Raw genomic sequence first — 22,097 nt, 5'->3', positions numbered from 1 at the left:
CGTCCGCCATCCCGTCCGCCATCCTGTCCGCGAAATGTCGGTGTGGCTGTTCGGCAAGTGTCGGTCGAACCTGCTGTCAGATGTCGTATCACCAGGCTGTGGAATGTCGGTCCAAGGTTCCGTGAGATGTACACTGCCCCTGTCCGAGCGCCGTCGCTGGCAGGGGTGTTCCCAATGGCTACCGACCTTCGACGCGCCTGCGCCGCAATCGCCGAGGAGTACCTGTCCGTTCCCCCGAGGCCCTGGCCAGGCCGGTCGCGCCGGCCCGCGGCCCGCTGGTGGAGACCTTCATCGTGAACGAACTGGCCAAGCAGGCCACCTGGAGTGACAATTCGGTGCGTCTCCACCATTGGCGGATCAGTGGCGGCGCCGAAGTCGACATCGTGTTGGAACGTGACGACGGCTAGATCATCGCTATTGAATGCAAGACAGCCGATACCGTCACCGGTGACGACTTCCGTGGGCTGGTAACGTTGCGTGACCTGCTCGGCCCCCGGTTCGTCCAGGGCATCGTTTTGAACACCGGACGGCAGGGTGTACTCGGTTTCGGCAACCGGTTGATGTCCGTCCCGATATCAGCCCTGTGGGAAACAGAGAGCTGACGGGACAGGGAACTGATACCTAATATCGATCGGAGCCTGTCCTCCAGCTATTCTTTGGTGCCTTCGAGGTCGCCTTCGAGTTCCAGGTAGGTCTGTTGCAGGCCGTCGATGGTGGCGGCGTCGGGTTTCTCCCACAGTCCGCGGTCGGCGGCTTCCAGCAGGCGTTCGGCGACGGCGCGCAGCGCCCACGGGTTGGACGTGCGCATGAAATCGCGGGTTTCCGGATCGAAGACGTAGGCGGCGGCCAGCGACTCGTACATCCAGTCCTGGACCACGCCCGCGGTGGCGTCGTAGCCGAACAGGTAGTCGACGGTTGCCGCCAGTTCGAACGCACCCTTGTAACCGTGGCGGCGCATCGCCGCGATCCACCGCGGGTTCACCACCCGGGCGCGGAACACCCGGTGGGTCTCCTCCTGCAGCGTCCGTGTTTTCACTGAGTCCGGCATGGCGCTGTCCCCGACGTAGGCGGCCGGTGAGGTTCCGGTGAGCGCGCGGACCGCCGCGACCATCCCGCCGTGGTACTGGAAGTAGTCGTCGGAGTCGACCAGGTCGTGCTCGCGGGTGTCCTGGTTCTTCACGGCCACCTGGATGCGGCGGAACGCCTGCTCCATGTCGCCCCGGGCCGCCCGGCCGCCGAGGCCGCGCCCGTAGGCGTAGCCGCCCCAGACCGCGTACACCTCGGCGAGGTCCGCGTCCGACCGCCACGCCCGGGAGTCGATGAGCGGCAGCAGGCCGGCGCCGTACGCCCCCGGCTTCGATCCGAAGATCCGCGTGGTGGCCCGCCGCGGGTCACCGTGCGCGGCACCGCCCTGGGCCAGGTCCGCGCGGACGTGGGCGGCCAGCGCGTTGTCGGCGTCGGCTTCGTCGTCGAGCGCCGCGACCGCGGTCACCGCGTCGTCGAGCAGCGCGACCACATGGGGGAAGGCGTCCCGGAAGAAACCGGAGATCCGCACGACGACGTCCACCCGGGGCCGGCCGAGCTCCGCGAGCCCCACCACCTCGAAGCCGGTGACCCGCCGGGAGGCGTCGTCCCAGGTCGGACGGCAGCCGAGCAGCGCCAGCACCTCGGCGATATCGTCACCCTGCGTACGCATGGCGGAGGTGCCCCACACGGTCAGGCCGACCGAGGACGGGTAGGTGCCGGTGTCCGCGAGGTGGCGGGCGAGCAGCGAGTCGGCGAGGGCACGACCGGTCTCCCAGGCCAGCCGGGACGGGATGGCCTTCGGGTCCACCGAGTAGAAGTTCCGCCCGGTCGGCAGCACGTTGACCAGCCCACGGGTGGGTGAACCCGACGGGCCCGGTGGCACGAACCCACCGCCGAGGGCCCGTAGCACGTTCGTGATCTCGTCCGGGGTGCGTTCCAGGCGCGGTACCACCTCGGATGCGGCGAACGCCAGGACCTTCTCGACGGCCGCGGCATCAGCACGTATCGCATCGTCGGTATCGGCTCTGGGAACGTCCGTTCCCAGGACGTCCGCGTACACCCGGGGGGCGGCGGACGGGTCCCAGCCGGCGGCGTCCATCCCGGTGACGAGCGCGCGGGCGGTCGTCTCGAAACCGTCCACCTCGGCCCGCGCGGCGCCGCCGCCCTCGACATGGCCGAGGGCGGCCCGCAGACCCGGCAGCGCCCGGGCGGTGCCGCTCCACACCTGCGACGCCCGCAGGATCGCGAGCACCAGGTTCACCCGCGCCTCGCCGGCCGGGGCGTCCCCGAGGATGTGCAGCCCGTCGCGGATCTGGGTGTCCTTCACCTCGCACAGGTAGCCGTCGACGTGCAGGAGGAAGTCGTCGAAGTCGGCGTCGCCGGGCCGTTCGTCCAACCCCAGGTCGTGATGGAGCTGCGCGGCCTGGATCAGCGTCCAGATCTGGGCGCGGACCGCGGGCAGCTTGGTCGGGTCCAGCGCGGCGAGTGTCGCATGCTCGTCGAGGAGCTGTTCCAGGCGGGCCATGTCACCGTAGGTGTCGGCGCGGGCCATCGGAGGCACCAGATGATCGACGATCACCGCGTGTGCGCGGCGTTTCGCCTGGGTGCCCTCGCCCGGGTCGTTGACCAGGAACGGGTAGACCAGCGGCAGGTCACCGAGGACGGCGTCCGGGGCGCACCCCGCGGACAGTCCGAGGCCCTTGCCGGGCAGCCATTCCAGCGTGCCGTGCTTGCCGAGGTGCACGACCGCGTCCGCGCCGAACTCGGCGTCCAGCCAGCGGTAGGCGGCCAGGTAGTGGTGGGACGGGGGCAGGTCCGGGTCGTGGTAGATCGCCACCGGGTTCTCCCCGAACCCCCGCGGCGGCTGGATCATGAGCAGGACGTTGCCGAAGCGCAGCGCGGCCAGCACGATCGCCGGTTCCCTGCCGGCATTCGGTCGTCCTGCATTCGGTTTCCTGCCGGCATCGGGATCATCGACGTACAGGGAGCCCGGCGGGTCACCCCAGTGCCGGACCATCCCCTCCCGCAGGGACTGCGGCAGAGCGTCGAACCAACGTCGGTACACCGGCGCCGGCACCCGGGCCGGCGCGGCCGCGAGCTGCTGTTCGGTCAGCCACTCCACGTCATGCCCGCCGGCTGCGATCAGGGTGTGGATGAGGGTGTCCCCGTCGACCGGGACCGCCCGCCCGTCCGGGCCGTCCTCGCCCAGGTCGTAGCCGGCGGCGCGCAGCGCGCCCAGCAGCCGGATCGCGGACACCGGGGTGTCTAGGCCCACGGCGTTACCGACCCGGGCGTGTTTCGTCGGGTAGGACGACAACACCAGCGCGATCTTCTTCTTGCTGTTCGGGACGTGGCGGAGCCGTCCGAGCCGGACGGCGATCCCGGCCAGTCGCCCGGCGCGTTCGGGGTCGGCCGTGTAGAGGGGTACACCGTCCGGCCCCGACTCCTTGAAGGAGAACGGCACCGTGATGATCCGACCGTCGAACTCGGGGATCGCGACCTGCATGGCCGCGTCCATCGGGGACAGGCCCGCGTCCCCCGCCTCCCACTGCGCCCGTGACGAGGTCAGGCACAGGCCCTGCACCACGGGCACGTCCAAGGCGGCGAGCGCGCCGACGTCCCACGCCTCCTCGTCACCGCCCGCGGACGCATCCGACGCCCGGGTACCACCGGCGGCGAGCACCGTCACGACCAGCGCGTCCACCCCGGCGAGCAGATCCAGGACGCCGCCGGTACCGCCGCCGCCCGCGCGGTCGGAGACGTCCAGGCCGCGCAGGGACGGGGCGAACACCGGCCGGGCGTTGGCCCCGCGTGCCTCCACCGCGTCGCAGAGCACGTCGACGAACCCGGTGTTCCCGGACGTCGCGTGCGCCCGGTAGAACACCACACCGACCGTGGGACGTCTGGATGTGTGTTCCCGCGTGCCGTGCACCCCGGCGGCGGGCATCGTCGCGGGCGGTGCGAAGCCGAACCCGGTGAGCAGCAGCGTGTCGGCGAGGAAACGGTACAGCTCGACGAGGTTCGCCGTACCGCCCTCGACAAGGTAGCCCAGGGCCGCGGTCGCGACACCGGCGGGAACGGACGAACGGCCCATCAGCTCCGCGTCGGGCACCGCCTCCCCGCCGAGACAGACCGTGGGCAGGCCCGCGGCGAGCGTCGCGGCAAGACCGTCCGGCCAGGTCCTGGTTCCGCCCAGGAGACGGACGACGACCGCGCCCGCCCCGTCCAGCAGCGCGGGGACGTCGGCGGCGGTGAGCCGCGCGGGATTCGCGACCCGCCACGCCATCTCGCCGGCGCGTGCCGCGAGCAGTTCGGTGTCCGCGGTGGACAGCAGGACGATCACGGGCTCGTCGATCACAGGCTCGTCGCCGGCGGACATCTCAGGGCGCTCCGGGGGGGATGAAGGGTAGGCCGGCCGGTGGGCCGCCGTCGAGCAGCCTGCGGACGGCGGCGGTGTCGAGATGGTCGGCGACCAGGTCACCGAGGGCGTCGAGCCGACGCTGGCGGACGTCGGCGAAGCAGGTCCGGGCCGGGGTGAACGATCGTCCGGACCGTGCCGCGACCTCGGTGAGGAACACCCGGCGGAACCCGTCGTTCTCCAGCAGTCCATGCCAGCTGGTACCGGCCACCGAGCCGACGCGGACACCGTCCACGGCGAAGGGCTCACCGCCATCGACGGTGAGCCGGCCGTGGCGGATCTCGTATCCGGTCACGTCCAACCCGTCGGATGTGGTGCCGGCGCACCGGCCGAGCAGCTTGTCCGGGGCGAAGACGGTGGTCACGGGTAGCAGTCCGAGTCCGGTCACCTCGCCGGCGCCGGATTCGACAGGGTCGTCGATGCGCCGGCCGAGCATCTGGTAGCCGCCGCAGATCCCGAGCACCGGCGCCGCGTCGGCCGCCCGCGCCCGCAGCGCGGCGTCCAGACCGCGGCGGCGCAGCCATCCGAGGTCGGCGACGGTGGCCCGGGTCCCGGGGAGGATCACCAGGTCGGCGCCCGCGAGGTCGGCGGGCCGGGTCGCGAACCGGACGGCCACCCGGGGTTCGGCCCGCAGCGCGTCGATGTCGGTGATGTTGGACAGTCGCGGCAGCCGGATCACCGCGACACGCAGGACATCGCATCCGGTGTCCTGCGTGGTGGCCGGGATGGCGGTGGCCGGGATGTCGCCCGGATCACCGTCGGTCGGGTAGGAGGCGAGATCGAGGGAGTCCTCGACGTCCAGCCACAGCCCGGACCGCCACGGCAGCACGCCGTGCACGCCGCGTCCGGTGAGCTTTTCGAGTTGGCGCAGCCCGGGTTCGAGCAGCCGGACGTCGCCGCGGAACTTGTTGATGATCCAGCCCGAGACCAGTGCCTGGTCGTCCGCGTCGAGCAGGGCGAGGGTGCCGAACATCGCGGCGAAAACACCGCCCCGGTCGATGTCGCCGACGACCAGCACCGGCAGGTTCGCGGCCCGGGCCAGGCCCATGTTCGCGATGTCGGTGTCCCGCAGGTTGATCTCCGCGGGTGAGCCGGCGCCCTCGCAGATCACCGCGTCGAACCGGCCGCGCAGGTCGGCCAGGCAGTCCGCGACGATGCCGGCGAGGCGCGCCTTGTGCGGACGGTAGCCGAGCGCATCCACCTCGGCGACCGGGCGGCCCAGGACGATGAGCTGGCTGTGTCGGTCACCGCCGGGTTTGAGTAGCACCGGGTTCATCGCCGCCTCCGGTTCGACCCCGGCGGCGGCGGCCTGCATCGCCTGGGCGCGGCCGATCTCGGCGCCGTCCGCGGTCACCGTCGAGTTCAGCGCCATGTTCTGCGCCTTGAACGGCGCGACCCGTACCCCCTGGCGGGCCAGCCATCGGCACAGCCCGGCGGTGACCACGCTCTTGCCCGCGTCCGACGTGGTTCCGGCAACCAACAGCGCCCCCCCGGTCACCGCTGGTTGTCGCGGTGGGTGCCGGACGGCCGGGCCGACGTCCACGCAGACCAGGCTGCCGACCAGGCTGTCGACATTGCCGCGCTCACTCCCACCGACAGTACGAGCGCGCTGGCGCTGACCGCGGCGGACAGCACCGCGGCCCGTTCCAGGTCGGCGGGTTCGGCCGGCCGGCCGTAGCCCAGGACGGGCCGGTGTTCCACCCCGTGGTGGTAGCGCAGCGTCCCGCCGAGGCGTAGTCCGAGCGCGCCCGCGAACGCGGCCTCCACCTGGCCCGCGTTCGGGCTCGGATGGCTTGCGCCGTCACGGCGCATCACCCAGTAGGCGTCGACCGGTGAGCCGCCGACAACCGGCGCGCATGCGCAGGCCAGCAGCCCGGCGACCCGGGACGGCAGCAGGTTCGCGAGATCGTCGAGGCGGGCGGAGGCCCAGCCGAAGCGGACGTGGCGGGTGCTGCGGTAGCCGACCATCGCGTCCAGGGTGTTGATCGCCCGGTAGCCGAGCAGGCCCGGTACGCCGCCGAGGGCTCCCCACACCAGCGGTCCGACCACCGCGTCGGAGGTGTTCTCGGCGAGTGATTCGACCCCGGCACGGGCAAGCCCCGCGATGTCGAGGACAGCCGGGTCCCGGCCGCACAGCGCGGGCAGGCGGCCACGGGCCGCGGCCACGTCTCCGCGGATGAGTTCGGTACCGAGCCGGCGGCCATGCCTGCGCAGTGACGTTCCACCGAGGACCGTCCATGTCGCCGCCGCGGTCAGGACGGCCGAGGTCGTACCCTGATACCCGAACCGGCGGCCGGCTCTGGTCATGCCGGAACGCGCCAGGGCGCCGACGGCAATCGTGCCACCGGCGAGAACGGATGTGTAGGCGAGGCCCGCGGTACGGCTGTCCCGGTACAGCAGTCGTTCGGTACGGTCGGCGACCGTACCGAAGGCGGCCACCGGATGCATCCGGTGCGGGTCGGCGAGGGCTGCGTCGAGGGCGGCACCGGCGAGCAGCCCGGCTACCCGTGCCCATCCGGACACATGGACTCCCTCAGACGCGCGCCGCCAGCGGACTCCCACCCGTTTCCTCCTGACTTTCTTCGCGTCGATCGCCTGGGCGTCCGTTGTCTTGGCCCGATGAGCACAACAGATCTCCAAGCTCCGGGTCAAGTGCATGGATCTGACCTCAGCCGGCCGGCTGAGGTCAGATAGCTGTCTGCTGTAGGTGGAAACCGTTGCCCCGACGATGGTTTCCACCTACAGCAAGGCCTGCCCGACGCTGTGGGGCTTACCCGCATCCGGCCCGCCACCCGCGGATCTCGACCTGGCCGGGATTTTCCGCTCACGCCTGGTAGGTGATGTAATCCGTAGTGTGAACACTGTTGACCTGTCGCCCGACGACCCCCCGCTGGCCGACCGTCCTGGCCGTGGCCGGTTGGCGGATCATGGACACCGCGTCGGCTCTGCGTAAGCTCCACGTCGACGATCTGGTCACGACCGCGCAGGCCCGGTCGACCTGCACCACCGGATGCACATCTGGGCCCACCACTTCGCCAAACCGCTGAGGTGACCTCACGCAGGTCCGCCGGTGAACGGGTTCGACATTCGCGCGCCGGTGGACGCGAAGTCCTTGGTGTTACGGGTGACGAGAGTCCAGTCGTACACCGTGGTCGTGGCAGCCCTGTGTTTCCTGGTCTTGGACAGAGTTTCCTGGTCTTGGACAGAACGCCGAGGTCCAGTAGATAGCGCACCCGTCGATACTCGGATCGATCTCCCTGGGAAAGTCCTTCCTGCGCTCGACCTCGATCTCGTCCAGGGCGGAGATGACGTCTTCATCGAAATACGGCGAGCCGCCCCCGCCTGGTGCCGTCGCCACCAGGACCGTGCCCGCCACTGCCACTGCAAACGTCACATACACGCAGCTCAGACCCTATCTATGAGGATCAGGAACACGCCGCAACCACTGATGCTGCAGCACTCGACAGAATGCTGGTATTGGCAGTACCAGGAATCGTTGCCCAGTATTGCGAAAACAGGTAACAGTCGATACTGGTATAAGGCGATCCTGGTATAAGAGACCGCAACGCGGGAAGCTACGCCCCACATCGGATCCAGCTTTTCCCGGGCCGCGCGAAGCGGACGTGATATTCGCGATGCGGGTACGTTATCAAGCCAGCGAAAGGGACGAAAATGACCGATCTGCAAACATTCAGGCTGCCCGAGGCCGTCAGTGGAACGGAATCCGATATTCATCTGGCGCGCGAGATGATCCAGGCATGGCGGTCCGACGGAATTTACCAGGTTGCCACCGACCCGGCACAGGACCGAAAGACCCTGGAGGCGCTCGAGGCGAGCAGGCGTTTCTTCGGCATGCCCATGGACTTCAAGGCCCGGTGCATCAGTGATCTGACCTACAGCGGGTACATCGCTTCCGGGGAGGAGGTCACGGCCGGAGAGGCGGACTACTCCGAGATTTTCACGGTCTGCAAGGACGTTCCGCTGGACGACGCTCGGGTACAGGCCCGGTGGCCAGGTCATGGTCCGGCCCCCTGGCCCGACCGCGAATACCAGCAGAGCATGCAGGTGTTCATGGATGAGCTGGGTTCCGTCGGCGAGAGACTACTGAAACTCACGGCTCTGGGCCTGGAGCTGGACGACACCGACGCGTTGACGAAATTAGCCGTCGACGGCTGGCATCACATGCGGGTCCTGCGTTTCCCAGCCCGCTCGGAGCAGACCTCCCGGGGCATCGGTGCCCACACCGACTACGGCATGTTGGTGATCGCCGCTCAGGATGACGTGGGCGGGCTCTACATACGTCCACCGGTCGAAGGGGAGCAGCGGAACAGGAACTGGCTGGAGAACGAAAGCGCGGCGGGCATGTATGAGAACGAACAGCCGTGGACGTTCGTGAAGCCGGTGCCGAGCGTGCTGACGGTGTTCCCCGGCGACATCCTGCAGTTCCTGACGAACGGTTTTCTGCTCTCCACGCCGCACAAGGTCAGACTGAACACTCGCGAGCGCTTCGCCCTGGCATATTTCCACGAGCCCAACTTCGAAGCGTACCTCCGTCCGCTGTCCGGCCTGGGTACCGAGTACATCCGCTACGGAACTCATTTCACCAACATGTTCATGCGTTCCTATCCGGAGCGGATCACTACACGGCGGATTCTCGCGGAAGACCGCCTGTCATTCTTCGTCGCCGCACGGTGAAGCTCCACGAAATGACACCTCGGACGAGGTACGCCGGATCCAGTCAGTGACAAAACGGTGCTACGAAGGAGCGTTATGGCGGCGTCCGACAACAATCGGGTCACCTTCCAGGGTAGCTGGGCGCAACATGCCGAGGCGCAACTGCCGACCCGGCGGTACGAGGACGAGGTTCAACGTCGGCTCGCCCACGGCCTGCCCGGGGCGGCGACGATCATTGATCGCACAATTCCGACCTTCGCCCGAGGGGAGATACCGCATTTTTCAGGTGAGCGCGGCACATTCCTGAAATGCCCTTATATCGAGGACGTGCACGATGTCGGGGATGCCGAGGTGGCGGTTTTCGGGGTACCGCTGGATGCGGGGACGACCTACCGGCCTGGCACCCGGTTCGGCCCGCAGGGCATCCGACGCTCGACCAACCTGTTCGGCACCTACTCCTACGAACTCGGCGTCGACCTGCGCGAACAGCTCAACATCGTCGACATCGGCGACGTGTTCACCATCCCCGGCAACCTGGAGAAGTCCTTCGACCAGATCAGCCAGGCCATGGCCCACGTCGTGCAGCAGGGTGTGGTGCCGGTCGTCCTCGGCGGGGACCACTCGATCGGTTTCCCGACCATTCGTGGAATGGCGCCGTACCTGGACGGCAACATCGGAATCATCCACTTCGATCGACATGTCGACACCCAGGAAACCGACCTCGACGAACGGATGCACACCACGCCGTGGTTCCATGCGACCAACATCCGCAACGCGCCGGCCACCAACCTGGTCCAGATCGGTATCGGTGGCTGGCAGGCGCCACGGGCCGGGGTCAAGGTCGGCCGTGAGCGTGGCACGACCGTCATCACCGTCGGAGACGTGGAACGGGTTGGCATCGAGAAGGTCGCCGAGGTCGCCCTGGAGACGGCGTGGAAGGACGCGAAGGCGGTGTACCTGTCCTTCGACATCGACGTCATCGACGCCGGCTTCGTCCCCGGCACCGGCTGGCCCGAACCGGGCGGTCTCCTGCCCCGCGAAGCCCTCAACCTCGTCCGAATGATCTCTGAACCCGGTCTGGCGGGCATCGAGGTCGTCGAGTGCTCCCCTCCCTACGACTGGGCCGAACAGACCGCGCTGCTGTCCAGCCGGGTGATCCTCGACAGCCTCGCCACCCAGGTCCGTTCCGGCAAACTCGGTCGTAAGCCCGCCACCACCAGCAGGCAAGCATGGGGCCCCTATCCGGATGCCGCGCACGATCGGACCTGACCCGTGACCCGACCCGTGACCCGACCCCTTACCCGCCAGCCAGGCTGCTCATGACAGCGAGGTATATCAGTGGGACAGGCGCCGGCCGGGACGCTGAGGCTGATGGCCGTCGCCTGTAGGTAGAAACCGTCACCATGGTGATGGTTTCCACCTACGCATCACAGTCCCGAAAGGAGAACTCCGTGGATGGGCAGGCGCATCACCGTTATGAGGCCCGCTGTTCCTGGGAAGGCTCCACGGCCGGCGGTTACCGGGCGTACGACCGTGGTCATCACGGTGAATGCCCGCCGGCCGGGACGGTTGTGCTGTAAAGAACTTTGACGGCCGTGCAACCACAGTCACGTGACTGCACTGCCGCGTCAGGGATATGTCATACCTTGCTCAGGCGGAGACCGCGGCTCGGGTGGAAATACGCCTCAGGCCGGAGCACCGCTCGGCGAGGAGCCGGGGGCTCCGGTGGGATTGCCGGACGTGGCCGTGTAGCTCGGATCGACACCGACCGTTATCGTGCCGACAAAGCCCTTGGACACCGACCCCGTGACGGTCAACAGGCCGTCCTGCACGCCCTTGCCCGTGTAGACCGAATCGTTGGCGAGCGTGGTGATGGTGCCCGTGTGCTGGTTGTACGGCGCCGTCGCCTCGAGCTGGGTCACCAGGTCGTCCGCGAAGAAGAACCGGCCGGTGTGGTGTGCCGTGCCGCCCTCGTAGGTATCGGTGTTGCTGTCCACCGAGCCGCCGGTGTAGACCTTGCAGTGAATGTGCACCGCCCTGCCGCTGTACCAACCGGGGAAGATTGTCTTGAATTCGATGGCGCCCGTACTGTCGGTGATTTGAATCCCGCGGAGATAGGTTTTCTCATCACCGACGCCGTCTTCGGCGGGCACGGTACCACCCGGGTTGGTCGACGTGTAACCGGAGTAGTAACCCCACGCGTCGCACTGCCAGATCTCAACGGCCGCGTTCGCCAGTAGCCCGCACGAATTCTTGTAGTCGACGACTTTGAGTCGCAGCGTCAGCGCCGCGCCCGACTTGCCCTCGGTAACGTCCTTGCGGACGAGGCTGTTGTCCAACCAGTAGGGGCCTTCCTCCGTCTCGGAAGTCAACACGCATACGCCGGCGGCCGTGGTGGTTGTGGCCGTTGACGGCGTCGCCGTGGCGGTGGCGCCCGACGACGAACCGCCGGTGAGTTTGGCCGGCTGGCAGCCGGCCAGCACGATACCGCCGATCGTGACGCCGCCGAGGGCGAAGAGCCTGCGTCTGTCCATGGGCGTGGCAACGGGATCTGTCATGGCTCCACCATGACGATCACCGCTGTGTGTCACCTGTGGGGACCGTCAACGCACGGAAAAGGGCCTGTCCGGCAGATCCCGCGAAATCCACCGGGCAGGCCCCGAGCCGGGGCGAGGCGGATTACAGACGACGCAGGACCGCCTCGCAGGAGCTCACGTCCACACCCGGTTTTGACTCCACGTCCAGATGTGTGATCACACCGTTGTCGAGGACGGCCGCGTAACGCTGGGAGCGCCGTCCGAGCCCGGCGCCCTGTCCGTCGAACGTCAACCCCATTGCCTCGGCGAAGTCGCCGTTACCATCTGCCACCATCACGATGGTGTCGTCGGCACCCTGGTCGCGCGCCCACGCCTCCATCACCCACACGTCGTTGACGGCGACGCAGGCGATGGTCTCGACGCCTTTGGCGGTCAGTTCCCGCGCGTGCTCGACGAAACCCGGCAGGTGCACCCGTGAACAGCCCGGAGTGAATGCCCCCGGTACCGCGAACAACACGACCTTGCCCCGGCCCAACAACTCGGCGGTGCCGATCGCCTTGGGGCCGTCCCCGGTCATGATCTTAACTTCGACGTCGGGGATCGGGTCACCGATTTTCACCGTCATGCTCGCTCCTTCTGGAGAATCTACGGGGATCCACCCTCCCATACCCGATCATATCGACTTCGGTCATATCGACATGGAATAGGCGACGACCCCGCGGCGGACCGCGTTCAAAGCCGTGCGGGCGGTGCCGCGTACGGTCGAGCCCTCCGGCGCGACCTGGACGATCTGGTCAAGCAGATCGATGAGCTGGCGCATCCAGCGGACGAAGTCGCCGGCGGTAAGGTCCAACCCGGAGTCGGTCAGGACCTTCTCCAGCGACAGCCCGGAGGCCCAGCCGAACGCCACCCAGACGAATCCGGGCTCGGGCAGGCGCAGGAAGTCCAGCCGGTGGTCGGCCTCGACGTCACGCAGCCGCCCGGCGAGACGGGCCGTTGCCGCAAGCGCGTCCCGCAGCCCCGGATCACCGGGGATCTTCGGCGCGGCGGTTTCCTCACCGCGGGGCTCGTAGACCAGCGTGGAGACCGCCGCGGCGAGCGCTGCGGGTGACAGCCCGTCCCATGCGCTGTCGCGCAGGCATTCGGCGACCAGCAGGTCCTGCTCGGTGTAGATGCGGCCGAGGATGGCGCCGATGCCGGTCACGGTGTCGCCGTGCAGGTAGCCCAGGGTCTCCAGGGTGGCACATACCCGATCGAAGATCTTCGCGACGGTGTTCGTGCGCCCTTCGATCCGCCGTTCCAGCGTGTCGGTGTCCCGCCGGAGCTTGGCGTGCCGCTCGGCGACGCGCATGTGCGCTTCGCGGTCCGGGCAGCCGTGTACCGGATGGGCACGCAGTTCACGGCGCAGGCGGGCAAGGCCGGCGTCATCGGCGGCGGCCGCTCGGGCGTGGGCGCGCCGCCCTGCCTCGGGTGGCACCTCGACGTGGTGCAGGAAGGACGCCAGGTCGCGGCGGGAGTGCGGCGACCGTGGATTGAACGTTTTCGGGACCCGCACCCGCCCCACTGCTTCCACGGCCACGGGAAAGTCGACCAGTGACAGCCGGCGGACCTGGCGGTCGGCGGTGAGAACAACCGGGCGAGGCCCGTCGTTGTGGCCGTCCACACCGGGGTCGAGGACGACTGCCAGCCCGCTGCGCCGACCAGCCGGAACACGAACGACATCGCCGACACGTAGCCGGGAGAGCGCTTCGACCGCTTCGGTCCGACGGCGCGCGCTGCCCTCGCGCGAAAGCTCCGCCTCGCGGGCCCGGATCGCGTCCCGCAAGGCCGAGTATCCCGCCACCGACCCCTGCTCACACGCCATGCTGGCGGCCAGCTCGTCGAGCGCGCCGCTGTTGCGGCGGACCTGGCGGGCCAGACCGACGACCGCGCGGTCGGCCTGGAACTGTGCAAAGGACGACTCAAGAACACTGCGGGCCTCGGCCCGCCCGAGTCGCCCGACGAGATTGACGGCCATGTTGTACGACGGGCGAAACGACGACCGCAGTGGATATGTGCGGGCTGACGCGAGCCCGGCGAGCGCGACCGGGTCGAAACCGGGCTGCCACAACACGACCGCGTGCCCCTCGACATCGATCCCGCGTCGGCCGGCACGCCCCGTGAGCTGGGTGTACTCCCCGGGTGTGATCTCGGCGCGGGTCTCGCCGTTGAACTTGCTGAGGCGTTCCAGGACGACCGTGCGCGCCGGCATGTTGATGCCGAGCGCCAGGGTCTCGGTGGCGAACACCGCCCGCACCAGACCGCGGACGAACAGTTCCTCGACCACTTCCTTGAAGGTGGGCAGCATCCCGGCGTGGTGCGCGGCAATTCCGCGTTCCAGGCCTTCCAGCCACTCCCAGTAGCCGAGTACGCGCAGATCATCCGAAGGGATGCTGGAGGTGCGGGACCGTACATGCCCGCGGATGGTGTCCCGTTCGTCAGGGGTGGTCAGTCGAAGGCCTGCACGCACACAGGCGGCGACCGCCGCGTCGCAACCCGCCCGGCTGAACACGAAAGTGATCGCCGGCAGCAGCCCGGACCGGTCGAGCTGGCTGATGACGTCCGGGCGGTTCGGCACGGAGGTTCGTCGCGGAGGCGGCCCGCCCCGGCCGGGGCCGCCCGGACGTCCACGTAGCCGCTCGGGACGTCTGCTCTCCTCGCGGGAGAGACGGACCAGGTCCGGGTTGATCCGCGGCCGGCCCGCCGGGGCCTCGGACCCGGCGTCCGGCTGCGTGCGCAGCACCTCGTCGATGGACAGGGGACCACCACCGCCGGGCAGGAGACCGTTGTCGCCGGGCAACGGACCGCCGTCGACGAACAGGTCGTACATGTCCCGGCCGGCCAGAACGTGTTGCCACAGCGGCACCGGTCGATGTTCGGTGACGACGACGCGGGTATGCCCGCGGACGGTGACCAGCCAATCGGCAAACTCTTCGGCGTTACTTACCGTCGCCGACAGTGATACCAGGTGGACATGCCGCGGAAGGTGAATGATCACTTCTTCCCAGACGGCCCCCCGCTGCCGGTCGGCCAGGTAGTGAACCTCGTCCATGACGACGAACGCGAGCCGGCCGAGGCGATCGAGCCCGGCGGATTCCGTGTACAGCATGTTTCGCAGGACCTCGGTGGTCATGACGACCACCGGTGCATCCGGGTTGCGGGATGTGTCGCCGGTCAGCAGACCGACCGCGTCACCGCCGTGGCGGGCCACCAGGTCGGTGTACTTCTGGTTCGACAACGCCTTGATCGGCGTGGTGTAGAAGCAGCGCTCACCGCGGGTAAGGGCAAGATGGGCCGCGAACTCGCCGACGATCGTCTTGCCGGCGCCGGTCGGTGCGGCGACCAGGACGCCGTCGCCTGCCTCGAGGGCCGTGCAGGCCTCGATCTGGAAGGGATCGAGGCCGAACGGGTAACCGCCCACAAAGTCGGCGAGAGCCGCGGGGAGAGCCTCGGGGTCTGGCTGGCCCGCGGGCACGGTGAACACTTCGTCAGCCTACGGGACGCCCGCTCGGGTACCGGCCGCTCAGGTGATGTCGAGGTGGGCCGCGTTGGTCGGGGTGCTGCCGGAACCCGCGGCGCCCACCCCGCTCCCCACCGGATCAGCGGGTATCGAAGGCGCGGCTGTCGATGATATGGACGGCTGCGGTATGGACGGCTCCCCCGCGCCGGAGCTCATGCCTTCCGCCGAAGGCGACAGATCCCCGAAATCCAGCGGCGACGTCTCGTCGTCGTCAAGGCCGGCGTACGGGGATGTGTCACCGCGGCGACCCCTGCGCCGGTCGTTGAGCCAACCGATGACGAGCGCGACCTCGTACAGCAGGCACATCGGCAGACCGAGAGCGATCATGGTGAACGGATCCTGGCTCGGCGTGACCACGGCCGCGAAGACGAACACGAGGAAGATCTCTGCGCGCCGCCAGGAACGCAGCTTGGCCGTGCTGACCACACCCGCGAGGTTCAGCATCGCGACCAGGAGCGGGAGTTCGAACGACAGCCCGAAGATGAGCAGCATGGCGAAGACGTAGCTCAGGTACTTGTTGACGTCGAGGAGGCTGACGAGGCCGTCACCGCTGAAACCGAGGAGCAGCTGGAGGCCCTTGCTCAGCGTCAGGTAGGCGAAGTAGGCGCCCAGTCCGAACAGCACCAGGGAGAAGCCGACGAACGTCAACGACCAGCGGCGTTCGTGCCGGTGCAGACCCGGGGTGATGAACGACCAGAGCTGGTAGAGCCAGACAGGTGCGGAGAACACCGCACCTGAGATCAGCGAGATCTTCAGCCGGATCATGAAGGCGTCGAGGATGCCGAAGAAGAACAGCTGGCACTTCCCGCCGCCGGCGCGGGCGCTTTCCGGCAGGGAGCAGTACGGCTCCTTCAGGATGTTGAAGATGTGCGGCTCGAAGATGAAACAGACCACTGTGGCGATGGTGAGCGCGACGAGTGCTTTAGCCAGTCGGTTCCGCAGCTCCCGAAGGTGCTCGGTGAGCGACATCCGACTGTCCTCGACCGTCCTGGTACGGCGGAACTGGACCGCTCGCGCTACCCGCTGCGGCGTTGGCACCCGTGGCACGGACGGCAACTCCTGCTCGTGGACGGAAGGATGGAGGAAGGATCGGTCGTCGGTGCGTCAGTGCCCGCTGGCGTCGCTCGCAGTGACCGACTGGCCGTTGACCGGGATGGTGATACCCGGTGCGGGCGGTGGGGTCACGAACGGCTGGGCAGCCTCGATCGGCCGCGGCGCCGGTGGCACCGGCTGAGCCTGCGAGGTCGCAGCAGCTGCGGGTGTGGCCTGCGACTGGTCGTCCTGGCTGAGGCCCTTGGTCTCGGCCTTGAAGATCCGCAGTGAACGCCCGATCGAGCGTGCGGCCTCAGGCAGCTTCTTCGATCCGAACAGCAGGATGACCACGAAAGCGATGATCAGAAGCTCGGGGGTGCCGAGGTTGGGCATGGCATGCATCCTTCGCTTCGAGGTCCGATCCGACGACCGGTGCGCGCTTGATGGTACGTCGGCCAACCTGGCCGCGTCAGACGACGGCCCGATGTTCCTTTCGTGACGGGACCCTGACCAGGACCTGTCTTCATGGATGGCGGGCCGGACGGTCAGCCCGCCGGCGAGGGTAACCGTCAGTTCGCGGCCCGCTCGCCGAGCCTCTCGGTCACCTCGGCGGCGTCCAGTCTGGCCGCGAGAGCGGTGGTCTCGTCGGTGAGACCGGTCAGTCGGTTCCTCAGACCTCCGATCTCACCATTGACCTGGCGCACCTTGCCGTACAACCGGAATGCCAACAGGCCCAGCAGCGCGAGCGTCACCAGGATGAAACCGACGTCAATGAGCAGCCACCGCACCAGATCAACCTACCGCCCGGCGCGGGACGGGCTGACAACCCCGTCCGTGATGCCCCCGGTGTGTCGTCCGTCGGGGGGCTGTCCGTGCCCGTAGGCGGCCAACGCCCGGACGGCTACGTCGTGGATGTCACGGACGACATCCACCGGCTCCACCACCCTTGCCTGTTCGCCGAGGCCGAGCACCAGTCGACGCAGCCAGGATGCCTCCGACACCCGCAGGGTGATCAGTAGCCGTCCGCCGTCGAGTTCACGCTGGGACTCGACGGGATAGTAGTCGACGACCCACCGTGCGGCCGGATGCAGTTCGAGCACGACCCGAAGGTCGTTCGGTCCGGGCTGGTACAGCCCGTCATCGGTGTCACGCGGCTCCGCCTCGGGCGGCGGTGTGGCGGGCATGTCAAGAACCGTGGCCCCATCCGGGCCGTCGATCCGGTCGAGCCTGAACATCCGGACCGCCTTCGCCCGGTGGCACCAGGCTTCCAGATACCAGCGGCCGTCCCGGGACAGCACCCGCATCGGGTCGACGTCACGCTCGGTCAGCTCGTCGCGGGACCAGACCAGATAGCGCAGGTGCAGCCGCCGTCCGCGGGTGACCGCATCCTGGACGACGCGCAGGACCTCGTCCTCGGCGTCGAGTTCGATCCGGACCCGGTCCGACGGCAGGGTGCCGACCGCGTCCTCCAACTTGGCCAGAGCCCGGTCGAGTGCGTCACGGGCAGCCAGCCCCGGCACATCGGCCAGCGTCCGGGCCGCGACGACCAGCGCCATCGCCTCGTCCGCGGACAGCTTCAACGGTCGATCCAGGGTCTGCGGGTCGAGAACGGTGATCTGGTCGGCGGAGTAGCTCAGGTCGATCAGATCACCGGGTGCGCCGCCCGGCAGCCCGCAGACGAACAGCAGGTCAAGATCGTCGCGAAGCTGGCGCACGCTGATCCCGAAAGTAACGGCGGCTTCGTCGAGGCAGACGCCCGGATGGGCACGCAGCCACGGCACCAGCGCGAGCAGCCGGCTCAGCCGATCCGTCGAGGATGCCGTGGGCGGGCTCACGTCGCCACCCCCGTCGGTGACCGTCCGGAGCCCCTCGGGTCTGTCGGATCCGCGTCCGTCGAACCCGGATCCGGCGGATCGGGGAGGGTGTGTACCCGCACCGCGTCGGCCAGCCGCCGCACCACCTCGTTACGCAACTGCCATGGTTCCACGACCACCACGTCCTCGCCGTACCCCACCACCCACCGGGCCAACCGCTCGGTGTCGGAGTAGTCGATCTCCAGAAGGTCGCTCCCGGACGGGCCGGAGACCGTACGGGCATGGCGGCGCAGCGCATGGCCCGTCCCCGGGCGTACCCGCAGCACCGCGGTACGGGTGCGCTCAGGAGGCGCCGACGCCGACACCAGTGCCCGCAGGTCGACGTCGGCCGGCATCCGGACCGCTCCCGGCGGCCCGACCGGGCGAACCGCGCCGGTCACCCGCGACAGGCGGAAGACCCGCGGAGCCTGTCGATCATGATCGTGCCCGGCCAGGTACCAGCGTCCCCGCCACGACACCACACCCCACGGTTCGACGTGGCGATCTTTGGGCTCGGTCTCCTCCGGCTTGCGGTAGGGGAACCGGACCGCCTGCCCGGCCTGCACCGCTGCGAGGCAGGGCGCGAACGCCGGTTCGGCCGTGCCGACGCGGGGTTCCAGACCCTCCGGGCCGGGCCGCGTCCGGGTGCCCACAGCCGCGAGCTTACGCAGCGCGCTCGCGCTTGCCGCCGCGAGCGACGTGCTCGACCACAGCTGCGCGGCGAGCGCGAGGGCGGCAGCCTCGTCCGGGTCGAGAGAGATCTCCGGCAGCGCGTAGTCACTGCGTTGGATGCGGTACCCGACCTCGTCGCTGAAGAACGAGTCCGACCCGGTCTCCAGCGGGATACCCAGGTCACGCAGGTACTGTTTGTCCCGCTCGAACATCCGGCGGAACGCCTCCTGCTCGTCGGCGTTGCTGCCGGGGGTGTAGCCGTCGACGAGGTCGCCAATTTCGGCAACGCTGAGAAACCGCGATGTGGCCATCAGGCACATCGTGAGGTTCAACAGCCGTTCCAACCGCCGACGGGACACCGTACGAGGCTAGGCCATGGCTCTGTGCCGCGGGCGACCGGTCAGCCGTTCGCGGCCTGGACCCCGACAAGGTCGACGACGAAGACGAGGGTCGAACCCCCGGGGATCGGTCCCTGAGCCCGCGCGCCGTAGCCGAGATCCGGAGGAATCACGATCTCGCGCCGACCGCCGATCTTCATACCGTCGATACCCTGCTGGAAGCCGGGGATGACACCGTTCAGGGGAAAGACGGCAGCCTGCCCGCGGTCCCAGCTCGAGTCGAACTCCTTGCCGCCGGCCCAGAGCACGCCGACGTACTGCACGGACACCGTGCTCTGCGATGACGCGGTCGCTCCGGTACCGACCACCAGATCCTTGGTGACCAGCTTCGTCGGAGGCGCGCCGGAACCGGCCGCGACCGTCGGCTTGGCCGACAGGTTCGCCGCACCGGTCACGGCGGGCGCCGCGCCGCCGGCCCGAGCCGCAAGCGTGTCATCGACGTGTACGGGCGCGGCCTTGGTCCCGTCAGGCGCGGCGGAGCTGGCGCAGGCGGCAAGGGCGGAGGCAATCAGGACCGCTGACAGTGCAGCAGACAGACGTCTGGCCGGATAGGTCACAGGTAGGTGGTCCTCACATACTGGCGATGAGCTTGTCGACCCTGTCGTCGACGGAACGGAAGGGATCCTTGCACAGCACGGTGCGCTGGGCCTGGTCGTTGAGCTTGAGATGCACCCAGTCGACCGTGAAGTCACGCCGCTTCTCCTGGGCCCGTTTGATGAACTCGCCGCGCAGCCGAGCCCGGGTGGTCTGCGGGGGCACGGATTTCGCCTCGAAGATGTCGAGGTCACGGCTGACCCGCTCCACCAGCCCGGCCCGTTCCATGCGGTAGTACAGACCCCGATGACGGTGGATGTCATGGTACTTCAGATCAAGCTCGGCAATGCGGGGCGAAGCCAGTGACAGGCCGTGCCGATGGCGGAACCGGTCGATCAGGACGTACTTCGTCACCCAGTCGATCTCTCGGGCGACCAGTTCCAGGTCGTCGGTCTCGATCGCCAGCAGCGTCCGCCCCCACAGGTCCAGGACCCGTTTGGCGACCGCGTCCCCACCGCGGCGTTCGACGAACTCCACCGCCTTGCTGAAGTACTCGCGCTGGATCTCCAGCGCGCTGGCCTCACGACCGTTCGCCAGCTTGATCTTCCGCTGGCAGGTCATGTCGTGGCTGACCTCGCGGATCGCCCGGATGGGGTTCTCCAACGACATGTCACGCAGCACCACGCCCGCCTCGATCATGCGCAGGACGAGGTCGGTCGAGCCGAGCTTGAGCAGGGTGGTCGTCTCGCTCATGTTGGAGTCACCGACGATCACGTGCAGACGCCGGAACCGTTCGGCGTCCGCATGCGGCTCGTCGCGGGTGTTGATGATCGGGCGGGACCGGGTGGTCGCCGACGACACCGACTCCCAGATGTGCTCGGCACGTTGCGAGATGCAGTACACCGCGCCGCGTGGGGTCTGCAGGACCTTGCCCGCCCCGCACAGGATCTGCCTGCTCACCAGGAACGGGACCAAGACGTCCGCCAGCCGACTGAACTCGCCGTGGCGTCCCACCAGGTAGTTCTCATGGCAGCCGTAGCTGTTGCCGGCCGAGTCCGTGTTGTTCTTGAACAGGTGGATGTCGCCGGCGATCCCCTCCTCACGCAGCCGCCGTTCCGCCTCGACCAGCAGCCCCTCCAGGATCCGCTCGCCGGCCTTGTCATGAGTGACAAGATCGGGAACGGAGTCGCACTCGGGGGTGGCGTACTCGGGGTGGCTGCCCACGTCGAGGTAGAGCCGGGCACCGTTCTTCAGGAAGACGTTGCTGCTGCGACCCCAGGACACGACCCGACGGAACAGGTAACGCGCCACCTCGTCCGGGGACAGCCTTCGCTGACCACGGAACACACAGGTGACGCCGTACTCGTTCTCGAGGCCGAAGATGCGGCGATCCACACCGACGACCCTATGCTTCATGGGCGCCGCGGTGTGGCCGGACGCTCTGACCGGGCACGGTCATCGTCCTGTCATCGGCGTTGCGGCCGTATGCCGGGGGCGTCGGATGCGTCTGTTCGTGCCCGCTATGTTGAAGTGAGCGTGCGATGGGCAGGACGGCGGGGCAGGATGGCGGCCATGACGCCGGAGACCAACCATCTGAACACCGTTACGACAGTGGGTGGCACGGTTCCCGCCACCGTGGTGGCGCCCGCCGCGGACGATCCGCCGTACGGCGGGGTGATTGTGATCCAGGATGCCCGCGGCGTCACGCCCTACCTGGTCTCGGTCTGCGAGCGTCTCGCCGACGCTGGCTGGCTCGCCGTCGCGCCACACCTCTACCACCGGGACGGGACCGCCGAGGTCGACCCGGTCGGCGGCTGGCCATCCGCCACTGCCCGGATGACCACCCTGACCGGTGCCGGGATCGTGGCGGACGTGGACGCGTGCCTCGCCCATCTCGCGAACACCGGCTTCGACTCGAAACGGACCGCGGTGATCGGCTTCTGTATGGGTGGGACCGTCGCCCTGTTCACCGCCACCCGTCATGGCCTGGGCGCGGCCGTGTCCTTCTACGGCGGCGGGGTGAGCACCCCGTACTGGGACGGCGTTCCCCCGCTGGTCGAGCTCGCCCCCTCGCTGCGCACACCGTGGCTCGGTCTGTACGGCGAGGACGACGAACTGATCAGTACTGCGGAGATCGGGATGCTACGGGTGGCGGCCGGGACGGCGGCGGTACCGACCGAACTGGTCAGCTATCCGGGCGCCGGCCATGCCTTCCACAGTGACGACCGTGCCGTGGTCCACCGGCCGCGGGCCGCCGAGGACGCCTGGGCCAGGACGCTGCACTGGCTGCGCAGCCGGGTCGCCCCTGCCTGAACCGCCCCTGCCTGAACAGCGCACGCCGGCCCCGCCCGGGGAAAGCGACCGGCGGGGCCGGCGTGCGTATGCCGCGTGTGC

The 22,097-nt window shown here is 68.6% G+C and carries 18 protein-coding genes; 5 read left to right on the top strand and 13 right to left on the bottom strand.

Annotated features, from left to right (window positions below):
• Positions 1-278: 278 nt before the first annotated feature.
• Positions 279-407, top strand: a complete 129-nt coding sequence (locus NBW77_RS22670) for a DUF4143 domain-containing protein (protein WP_207387012.1) — start codon at positions 279-281, stop codon at positions 405-407.
• Between the two features lie 242 nt (positions 408-649).
• Here the strand turns inward: NBW77_RS22670 and cobN are convergent, their stop codons facing one another.
• From cobN to NBW77_RS00685, 3 genes are read right to left on the bottom strand one after another with little or no spacing between them, the layout of a single operon-like run.
• The gene (cobN, locus tag NBW77_RS00695) at positions 650-4,405 is read right to left on the bottom strand and encodes a cobaltochelatase subunit CobN (RefSeq protein WP_175324709.1); all 3,756 of its coding nucleotides are present in this window, start codon (positions 4,403-4,405) and stop codon (positions 650-652) included.
• 1 nt (position 4,406) lies between these two features.
• Positions 4,407-5,942: a cobyric acid synthase gene (locus NBW77_RS00690; protein WP_131746856.1), complete on the bottom strand. Its 1,536-nt coding sequence runs from the start codon at positions 5,940-5,942 to the stop codon at positions 4,407-4,409.
• Positions 5,939-6,967, bottom strand: a complete 1,029-nt coding sequence (locus NBW77_RS00685; RefSeq protein ID WP_242605843.1) for a cobalamin biosynthesis protein — start codon at positions 6,965-6,967, stop codon at positions 5,939-5,941. The genes NBW77_RS00690 and NBW77_RS00685 overlap by 4 nt, the downstream gene beginning before the upstream one ends.
• A gap of 1,149 nt (positions 6,968-8,116) precedes the next feature.
• Here NBW77_RS00685 and NBW77_RS00680 point away from each other — a divergent pair.
• The 3 genes from NBW77_RS00680 (at position 8,117) to NBW77_RS21975 (ending at position 10,698) form a co-directional block, all read left to right on the top strand.
• The gene (locus NBW77_RS00680) at positions 8,117-9,139 is read left to right on the top strand and encodes a 2OG-Fe(II) oxygenase family protein (RefSeq protein ID WP_131746854.1); all 1,023 of its coding nucleotides are present in this window, start codon (positions 8,117-8,119) and stop codon (positions 9,137-9,139) included.
• Between the two features lie 75 nt (positions 9,140-9,214).
• Positions 9,215-10,387 (top strand): agmatinase, encoded by a 1,173-nt coding sequence (gene speB / locus NBW77_RS00675; RefSeq protein WP_131746853.1) that lies wholly within the window; start codon positions 9,215-9,217, stop codon positions 10,385-10,387.
• Between the two features lie 182 nt (positions 10,388-10,569).
• Positions 10,570-10,698, top strand: coding sequence for a hypothetical protein (locus NBW77_RS21975; protein WP_284346866.1), 129 nt, complete (start codon positions 10,570-10,572; stop codon positions 10,696-10,698).
• A 105-nt stretch (positions 10,699-10,803) separates the two neighbouring features.
• Here NBW77_RS21975 and NBW77_RS00670 read toward each other — a convergent pair whose 3' ends face one another.
• From NBW77_RS00670 to pafA, 10 genes are all read right to left on the bottom strand, one after another.
• Positions 10,804-11,676: an intradiol ring-cleavage dioxygenase gene (locus NBW77_RS00670; protein WP_131746852.1), complete on the bottom strand. Its 873-nt coding sequence runs from the start codon at positions 11,674-11,676 to the stop codon at positions 10,804-10,806.
• Between the two features lie 121 nt (positions 11,677-11,797).
• Positions 11,798-12,280 (bottom strand): peroxiredoxin, encoded by a 483-nt coding sequence (locus NBW77_RS00665; RefSeq protein WP_131746851.1) that lies wholly within the window; start codon positions 12,278-12,280, stop codon positions 11,798-11,800.
• Between the two features lie 63 nt (positions 12,281-12,343).
• On the bottom strand, positions 12,344-15,178 hold the full coding sequence (locus tag NBW77_RS00660) for a DEAD/DEAH box helicase (RefSeq protein ID WP_250279127.1): 2,835 nt from the start codon (positions 15,176-15,178) through the stop codon (positions 12,344-12,346).
• 39 nt (positions 15,179-15,217) lie between these two features.
• Positions 15,218-16,261 (bottom strand): twin-arginine translocase subunit TatC, encoded by a 1,044-nt coding sequence (tatC, locus tag NBW77_RS00655; RefSeq protein ID WP_131746850.1) that lies wholly within the window; start codon positions 16,259-16,261, stop codon positions 15,218-15,220.
• A gap of 57 nt (positions 16,262-16,318) precedes the next feature.
• Positions 16,319-16,639 (bottom strand): Sec-independent protein translocase subunit TatA, encoded by a 321-nt coding sequence (gene tatA, locus NBW77_RS00650; protein WP_131746849.1) that lies wholly within the window; start codon positions 16,637-16,639, stop codon positions 16,319-16,321.
• 176 nt (positions 16,640-16,815) lie between these two features.
• Positions 16,816-17,034: a hypothetical protein gene (locus tag NBW77_RS00645; protein ID WP_131746848.1), complete on the bottom strand. Its 219-nt coding sequence runs from the start codon at positions 17,032-17,034 to the stop codon at positions 16,816-16,818.
• Positions 17,035-17,043: 9 nt separating this feature from the next.
• Positions 17,044-18,081, bottom strand: coding sequence for a helix-turn-helix transcriptional regulator (locus NBW77_RS00640; protein ID WP_131746847.1), 1,038 nt, complete (start codon positions 18,079-18,081; stop codon positions 17,044-17,046).
• Positions 18,078-19,082 carry a helix-turn-helix transcriptional regulator gene (locus NBW77_RS00635; protein WP_242605841.1) on the bottom strand — a complete coding sequence of 335 codons (1,005 nt, stop codon included), beginning with the start codon at positions 19,080-19,082 and terminating at the stop codon, positions 18,078-18,080. Before NBW77_RS00635 ends, NBW77_RS00640 begins: the two co-directional genes overlap by 4 nt.
• 89 nt (positions 19,083-19,171) lie before the next feature.
• Entirely contained in the window at positions 19,172-19,726 is a 555-nt protein-coding gene (locus NBW77_RS00630) for an FKBP-type peptidyl-prolyl cis-trans isomerase (RefSeq protein ID WP_131746845.1), read from the bottom strand.
• A 13-nt stretch (positions 19,727-19,739) separates the two neighbouring features.
• Positions 19,740-21,098, bottom strand: coding sequence for a Pup--protein ligase (gene pafA / locus NBW77_RS00625; protein ID WP_131746844.1), 1,359 nt, complete (start codon positions 21,096-21,098; stop codon positions 19,740-19,742).
• Between the two features lie 177 nt (positions 21,099-21,275).
• On the opposite strand from pafA, the gene NBW77_RS00620 reads away from it, so the two are divergent.
• A complete protein-coding gene (locus tag NBW77_RS00620) occupies positions 21,276-22,016 on the top strand; it encodes a dienelactone hydrolase family protein (protein ID WP_242605840.1) in 741 nt (246 codons plus the stop codon).
• Positions 22,017-22,097: the final 81 nt, after the last annotated feature.

It is taken from the genome of Frankia sp. Cppng1_Ct_nod, from assembly GCF_920656135.1.
GTDB lineage: Bacteria > Actinomycetota > Actinomycetes > Frankiales > Frankiaceae > Protofrankia > Protofrankia meridionalis.
This window is presented reverse-complemented; position numbering and strand designations above follow the sequence as displayed.

Bases quoted from the DNA above. Each gene is read 5' to 3' on its own strand.
- NBW77_RS00680 (WP_131746854.1), top strand. From the start codon at position 8,117: ATGACCGATCTGCAAACATTCAGGCTGCCCGAGGCCGTCAGTGGAACG.
- NBW77_RS00635 (WP_242605841.1), bottom strand. From the start codon at position 19,082: ATGGCCACATCGCGGTTTCTCAGCGTTGCCGAAATTGGCGACCTCGTC.
- NBW77_RS00620 (WP_242605840.1), top strand. From the start codon at position 21,276: ATGACGCCGGAGACCAACCATCTGAACACCGTTACGACAGTGGGTGGC.
- NBW77_RS00670 (WP_131746852.1), bottom strand. From the start codon at position 11,676: ATGACAGATCCCGTTGCCACGCCCATGGACAGACGCAGGCTCTTCGCC.
- tatA (WP_131746849.1), bottom strand. From the start codon at position 16,639: ATGCCCAACCTCGGCACCCCCGAGCTTCTGATCATCGCTTTCGTGGTC.
- speB (WP_131746853.1), top strand. From the start codon at position 9,215: ATGGCGGCGTCCGACAACAATCGGGTCACCTTCCAGGGTAGCTGGGCG.
- cobN (WP_175324709.1), bottom strand. From the start codon at position 4,405: ATGTCCGCCGGCGACGAGCCTGTGATCGACGAGCCCGTGATCGTCCTG.
- NBW77_RS00665 (WP_131746851.1), bottom strand. From the start codon at position 12,280: ATGACGGTGAAAATCGGTGACCCGATCCCCGACGTCGAAGTTAAGATC.